A 6,706-nucleotide genomic window follows, 5' to 3' on the forward strand; every position below is an offset into this window, starting at 1 on the left:
CCCTTGGCGATCCGAGGTGGGAAAAGCGGTGGTGGAATGTGTTGCGTATGCCACCGCCGTCGGCAAAGCCAATACGGCCGCGGCAGTCGCCGCGCCGATGAGCTGCGCGCGGCGGCGTTCATCGATCATCGAAAAAGCATCATCGGTCATCTCGGGTCTGGGGCCGGTGGTTGATAGCGTGTCGACACCAGGAAAACGTGTCGCGATGCGTGGATGTAAGCGTGTCATCGCATGACCCCACGCCCAAGCCCTGATGAGGGAAAGCCAACTCACTCCGAAGAGTGACGCACACAACGATTGCCCACGCGGGAGGCTTGTGCTTGACTAGCAAGGCTCGGCAGCGCACGCGACACGGACGCCGTAACGAGTGATGGGGAGCAAACTAATGAGTAGCGAAACACCGTCTATCCGCGTGATGGTGGTCGACGACCACCCGCTGTTTCGCGAAGGCGTCGCGGCAGTGCTGGAAGCACAAGATGACATGGCCTTGGTTGCCGAGGCTGTCAACGGCGAGGAAGCCATTGTCTGCTTTCGCAAGCATCGGCCGGATGTCACCCTGATGGACCTTCAGATGGCGGGCATGGGCGGGTTCGATGCCATTCGCAGCATCATCGGCGAATTCCCGCAGGCACGTATCGTAGTGCTGACCACTTACCGCGGCGACATGCAGGCCACGCGTGCGCTCAAAGCCGGTGCGGCGGGTTACTTGCTCAAAAGCACACTGCGCAAGGAGCTGCTGCAGACCATCCGCCAGGTTCACGAAGGCCATCGCCACATTCCCAGCGACGTGGCGCGCGCCATCGCCGAACACGTGGGAGACGATGTGCTGAGCATGCGCGAATTGCAGGTGCTGAGCCAGGTGGCCAGTGGCTTCTCCAACAAGCGCATCGCCGTGCACATGGGTATTTCGGTGGAAACCGTGAAGACCCACATGAAAAGCATCCTGGCCAAGATCAACGCCAGGGATCGTACTGAAGCGGTGGTCATCGCGATGCGCCGCGGCATCATCGACGCCTAAGGACGTGCGCGTATCAGCCTGACCGGCCAGCACCAAGCAGCCGTTTCATCCAGTTCGCGGATGTTTTGTGCCTGGCCGCGTAGGCGATCGAGCCTGGCACGGTCAAGACGATCTCCGTGCCACTGCCCTGTGCAGACCAGATGTGCAGCTGACCCCCGATGCATTGGGAGCGTTCGCGCATACCCACCAAACCCCAGTGACCCGGCCGATGCCCAGCGTTGAGCGTTTGCTCATCGATGCCGATGCCGTCGTCGCGTACGCACACACGCAATTGCTTGAGATCGAAGTCGAGCTGGACTTCCACGGCCTGGGCCTGGGCGTGGTGGAAGGCATTGAGCATCGCCTCGCGCGCGATCAGGTAAATCTCTTCGCGGATGACCGGATCGATAGGCTGTTCCTTGCCCGAGGCAATCACGCGGAACTTCAGTGAATGGCTCTCCGACAACTCCTCGCCGAGCGCGATGAAGCTGCCAGCAAGATCCTTGTTCGTGCCTGCGCTGAGGCGCAGATCCCGCACCTTGTCGCGGCCTTCCACGAGTACATCGTCCGCCCGGTCGAGCACCTGGTCGATCAATCCACGCACGGGATCATCCGGCCGCATTTTTTGGGTAATGGCATGGAAGCGCAGGATCAGGCCCTGGATACCTTGTAAAAGAGTGTCGTGCAGTTCGCGCGCGATTCGCTCGCGTTCGGCGTGACGCACTTCCAGACGCTCCTTCAGGCGCACTTCCACCTGGCGCAACTTCAAGCGGAACAAAGTCAGCGCAACCAGCACTGAGGCCAGCGCACATAGCAACAAAAACCAGCGGGTCTGGTAAAACGCCGGCTGGATTTCAAACGGAATGCTGGCGCCCTCGGGGTTCCACAAGCCATCCCCGTTGGCCGCGGTGACCTCGAAGCGGTATTGGCCGGGCGCGAGATTGGCATAGATGGCTTGGCGCTGATAGCCCGCGTCCTGCCAATGGGCATCGACGCCGATGAGGCGATAGCGAAACGTCACACGCTGGGGCGCAAGATAGCTGGCGGCGGTGTAACCCAGCGTCACCGCCTTGGTGTGCGGCGGCAGCACCAGTGCAGTGCCAGGCGGGTAGCGCTTGCCGTCTGCGATCAGCCACCGTGGTGCCACTCGTGGCACCACGTGGTTGACATGGACTTGCGTAGGGTCGATCCAGCCGACGCCCTGGTTGGTGAAGAACCACAACTTGCCATCCTCGGCAGCGGTGATGCTCGATTCGGGCTCCTGCTGCACGGCGATGCCCGGTACGCCATCGTCACAATCAAACAGCTTATAGGGGAGTTCATAACCGGCGGCGTCGAAAGCACGCGCCAGCTCGCGACCATGGATGCGCACGATGCCGACGCTGGTGTTCAACCAGACATCACCTTTCGGCGTGCTGGCGATACCCGAGATGCCGCTCAAAAACGCGCTGCGGTTCACGGCAATGGATTGGAAATGCTCACCTTGCAAGCGAGCCAGACCGCGTTCTCCGCCAAGCAGGACCGATGAGCCCTGCACGGCGATCGTCAACACGTCGCCGACATCCAACCCGTCGTGTGCGGTAAATGTGCGCAACTGGCCATTGCGCCAGTGCGCCGCCCGGTTGTCTTGATAGCCGAACCACATGCTGCCATCCGCATCGACCGTCATCGCCGTGGGTTGCGACCATGCCTTGTCGATGGGAATGGCCTTCCAGCCGCGGCCAGACCAAACATAGAGACCTTTTTGATTCACACTGATCCATAGATGGCCAGCTTGATCCAAGGCCATGGCATCTACCGGCGACGGATCGTCCTTCCCGGTGCGTGGCACCAGCAGTGGCGCCCCTTTCCCATCCACCCAGTAGAATCCACTGATGGATTCCAACCACACGCCGTTTTGGCCGGCAAAGGCATTGCTGATCACCGGCAATCCGCTCGCCATCAGGGCAGGAATGCCATGCTGAACGTGATACACGTAGCCAGCTTGCGCGATCCAGACGGCACCATCGTCGCTTGCCGCCAACACCGCGTTGGCCGCCGATTCGCCCGCGACGGGGGACACGACGTGAAAGTCCTCGGCGTGAAAGCTGTTCAAGCCAAAATTGGTACCTACCCAGACGTTGCCCTCCTTATCTTCCAGCAGCGGCACGGCAACCACTGAGGTAAGACCATTCGAGGTGTCGTAGGTGTCGTTGACCTGGTCGGGCTGCAAAGGCTGCCCGGTGGCAAGACGCGCGGGATCGGCGATGCGGAAGACGCCGCCACGCCCCTTCCCCGCCCACAAGGTGCCCCACAGGGCGCCGTGGTGATCGAACAAAAGGCGCTTGGCGCGCGCAAAGTCTGTCGACGGCAGCGGTGCCGTCAAGGCGAGCGGGACATGCCCAGCAGAAAGTCCCGGTAACGCACGTGTGCCATGAAGGCCATCGGACAGCCACAAGCTGCCATCCGGCGACAAGGCCAGAACGGCAGCGGCTCCCGCCGCAATGCCGGTGTGTTCGAATCGATGCGTACCCTTGCGCAGAAACATCAGTTCATCGCCGGTGGCGACCCATAGCGTTCCTTCACGATCCACCAGCGACCATGTCGCCCGCGCGTACGGATACCCCCAATCGTCGCCGATCTTTTCCCAATGTCCTTGCATGTAGCGCTCAAGGCCGGTGGTGGCCGCCACCCAGATGGCACCATCCTGTGTCTGGCTCAGGTTGTACACCATGCCATTGAACAAGCCATCGTGGGCGGAGTAGGTGACGATGTGCCCGTTGTCGAGACGACTGACTTCGCCGGTGAGAAACCCGATCCACAGGCTGCCATCGGCTGCCGGCATCAGCGCCGTGATGTCGATGGCTGATAAATCCAGGTTCGCAGAGGGCGCGTAACGTTCGAACTGCATGCCGTCAAATCGAAACAGTCCGCTCCCGGTCCCTAGCCAGATGAAGCCATCGGCCCCTTGCACCATCGCCCAGATATCGGCCGGTGCGCCATCCTTGATCACCCAGAAGCGGTGATTCATCTGCGCAATGCGCGGCGCCGGCATGTCGGATGATGCGGACCACACCAATGTTGAGGGCAACAACAGCCCCATGGCTGCAAGCCAGGCGACATATCGGCCTATCCAACTGGTCAAACTACCCTCCCCCTCGCTGGCGAGCTTCCATCTAAACCAACCGCCAGCCGATACGCATCCCTCATCGGAGGGGGGCATGCCATCTTCAAAAGCGGATTAATGACTTCCAAACCATGACGCAGGCCGCCTATGCAACGCACCTATTCCATGTTCCCCACCGGAGCGCCTGGGATCGGTCTTGTGCTGCTGCGGCTCTGCCTAGCAACGTTATTATGGCCCTTCCTGCACGCCGCATCGTTTGCGCTCGCCGGGCACATCATGTTCTGGAGCGTGATCGGCATCGCGCCGGCATTGGTCCTTGGCATGCTCACACCGATTGCCTGCGGGCTTTGCCTCATCCTGGCAAGCCTTGAACTCATCGCTCCGACGCTTTCCCTCCCGGCCCAAGTTTTGCCGTTGGCACTAAACGCTGTTGCCCTGGTTCTGCTCGGTCCTGGCGCTTATTCCTTGGACGCGCGTTTATACGGTTATCGGGTGTTGACTTTGCCGAGCGAAAAGTGATCGCCAAGTGCGGGACGATTGCAGCAAATAGCAAATAGCAAAGCCGGCGCTTGAGTAAGCACCACTCCCTTCTGACACGTCATTGCCCTCTTACAGTTCTGCCAGGTTCTACTGGTTGTGCATGAACTTCAGCATGGCCGCATACCCTTTCGGAAATGCGGCAACGCGAGTCGGCTCCGCGCGTCGTGCGCGCTTGGTGATGCGTGTGACGAGAATGTGATTTCCATCCAGCTCCTCTTCCCCCAGACCAGCCTTTTTGCGACGCAGCGTGACATCTCACGTTTTCAGCGTATTAATTTGTCGCACAAAAATTAGATCGATCCAAATAATAGGGTTATTCAGATCACATCGCAGCCGCGAAGGATCTGAGTGGCTTGGCAAGGGTGGAAAGTGGCGATGAACGCGCGCGTTGGGTGACGCGCGGGGAGCTGCTTCCTGCCTGACCGGTCGGAGTGGGAACTGCCGCATGAAACCTGAAGCTGTCCGCTTTGCAATGATGAGAGGCGCGTGCGCACCCGCATTCGCGGCAGCTGTTGCCACGGGCCGCAGGTTCCACTCACCCCGCCCCGACTGCGTTGGGGCAAGCGGCCACTCGCCGCTTTGGCAACACCAGACCCAGGTGCTCGCAGCGCCTTATCCAGAACCTTGAGCATCCACTGCTGACGCGTCGAGCAGGCCGTTGGCCGGCCAAACATTTAGATCGATCCAGTTCAACCGGAGGAGGAAGCAACCACGCAACCACAGCAGAAATCACCTATCAGCAACACGTGATCCAAACGGGGGATGACCGCGCCGACGCCAAAAGCGCGCACACCAGAAAGGGGAATTAAGGAATGAGTTACCTGCCACACGTGTTTACCCGCAAGCCGTTGTACGCCGCGCTCGCCTTGGCGAGTTTGTCACTGGCCGGCGGCCTGGGAATGCCGGCCATGGCGTTTGCTGCACAGACATCGCCGGCTCTTGCATCCGCAACAGCGACATCGCCGCCGACATCAGCACAGCCCGCATCCGCGTCCGACGATGCCAAGGCGAAGAAGACCGACAAGGACAAGAAAACCAAGGAAAAAACCGGGGATACCAACAACCCCACAACCCTGCAGACGGTCGTCGTCTCGAGCTTCCGCCAGTCGATCGACGAGAACATGCAGGAGAAGCGCGATTCCAATGCCGTTGTGGAGGTCATCAACGCGCAGAACATCGCTCAATTTCCCGCCAAGAACATTGCCGACGCCCTTGCACACGTTCCCGGCGTAGTCATCACGCGCAGCGCCGGCGAAGGAAAAACGGTCAGCATTCGTGGCCTGGCGCCCGAACTTACCTTGACGGAATTGAACGGCAATTCCGTGGCCTCGGCCGACACCTCCGATTCGCTGTCGCGTTCGTTCAATTACACGCTACTGCCGGCGAACATGTTTTCGGACATCAAGCTCTACAAAAGTCAGGAGGCGCGCCTGGACGAAGGCGGCATCGGCGGCGTGGTGGATCTGCACACGCGCCGTCCGCTGGAAATGTCCGCCAATGACGGCTTCATCTCGGTGAATGGCACAGGCGCGGACAACAACGCCAAGCTCAAACCGCAGGCTTCGGCCTTGTGGTCATGGCGCAACAAGGACGAGACCTTCGGCGTATTGGTCGCAGGCACCTACCAGGAGCGCCAGGATACCGACGAGTACGCCCAGGCCTCGAGCTGGCACTGGTGGGATAACAACTGCACCTCGCTGGCAAGTTGCACCTCGCCGCCGGTGAACGTGCATGGGCAGCAATTCGGCAGTTCGGTCGAGCCCAATATCAACCTGTGGCCCGGCGGCGGCGTGACCGACCAGGCCGGCAACAGCTATTCGGGCTACTGGATGCCGCAGCAGTTCAGCACCACCAAGTCGCAACTGGATTTGAAGACTAAGGGCGCGCAGGTGACCGTGCAGTTCAAGCCCACCAAGAACTTCCTGCTGACGGGCAACTACTTCCGCTTCGAGCGCGACCAGACGCAGATCACCAACACGGTGGAGATTCCCGAATGGGGCCTGCCCACCGGCAGCTATGCGGACCAGCAAGGCAACCTGCTCGCGCCCGGGGGACTGACGTTC

5 protein-coding genes are annotated in these 6,706 nt (G+C 60.6%); 4 read left to right on the forward strand and 1 reads right to left on the reverse strand.

Annotated elements, in window-relative coordinates; translation table 11 throughout:
* Together VMA74_RS10900 and VMA74_RS10905 are read left to right on the forward strand one after the other, a co-directional pair.
* On the forward strand, positions 1–235 hold a 235-nt coding region (locus VMA74_RS10900), incomplete at its 5' end, for a hypothetical protein (RefSeq protein WP_325366828.1).
* A gap of 150 nt (positions 236–385) precedes the next feature.
* The gene (locus VMA74_RS10905) at positions 386–1,018 is read left to right on the forward strand and encodes a response regulator transcription factor (protein WP_325366830.1); all 633 of its coding nucleotides are present in this window, start codon (positions 386–388) and stop codon (positions 1,016–1,018) included.
* A gap of 13 nt (positions 1,019–1,031) precedes the next feature.
* Here the strand turns inward: VMA74_RS10905 and VMA74_RS10910 are convergent, their stop codons facing one another.
* Positions 1,032–4,079, reverse strand: coding sequence for a sensor histidine kinase (locus VMA74_RS10910; RefSeq protein ID WP_325366832.1), 3,048 nt, complete (start codon positions 4,077–4,079; stop codon positions 1,032–1,034).
* 171 nt (positions 4,080–4,250) lie between these two features.
* Between VMA74_RS10910 and VMA74_RS10915 the strand changes: the two genes are divergently transcribed.
* Together VMA74_RS10915 and VMA74_RS10920 are read left to right on the forward strand one after the other, a co-directional pair.
* Positions 4,251–4,622: a hypothetical protein gene (locus VMA74_RS10915; RefSeq protein WP_325366834.1), complete on the forward strand. Its 372-nt coding sequence runs from the start codon at positions 4,251–4,253 to the stop codon at positions 4,620–4,622.
* 833 nt (positions 4,623–5,455) lie between these two features.
* A partial coding sequence (locus VMA74_RS10920) for a TonB-dependent receptor plug domain-containing protein (protein ID WP_325366836.1) occupies positions 5,456–6,706 on the forward strand: 1,251 nt, incomplete at its 3' end.

The sequence above is a fragment of the Dyella sp. genome (assembly GCF_035508675.1).
Classification (GTDB): Bacteria; Pseudomonadota; Gammaproteobacteria; order Xanthomonadales; family Rhodanobacteraceae; genus Dyella_B.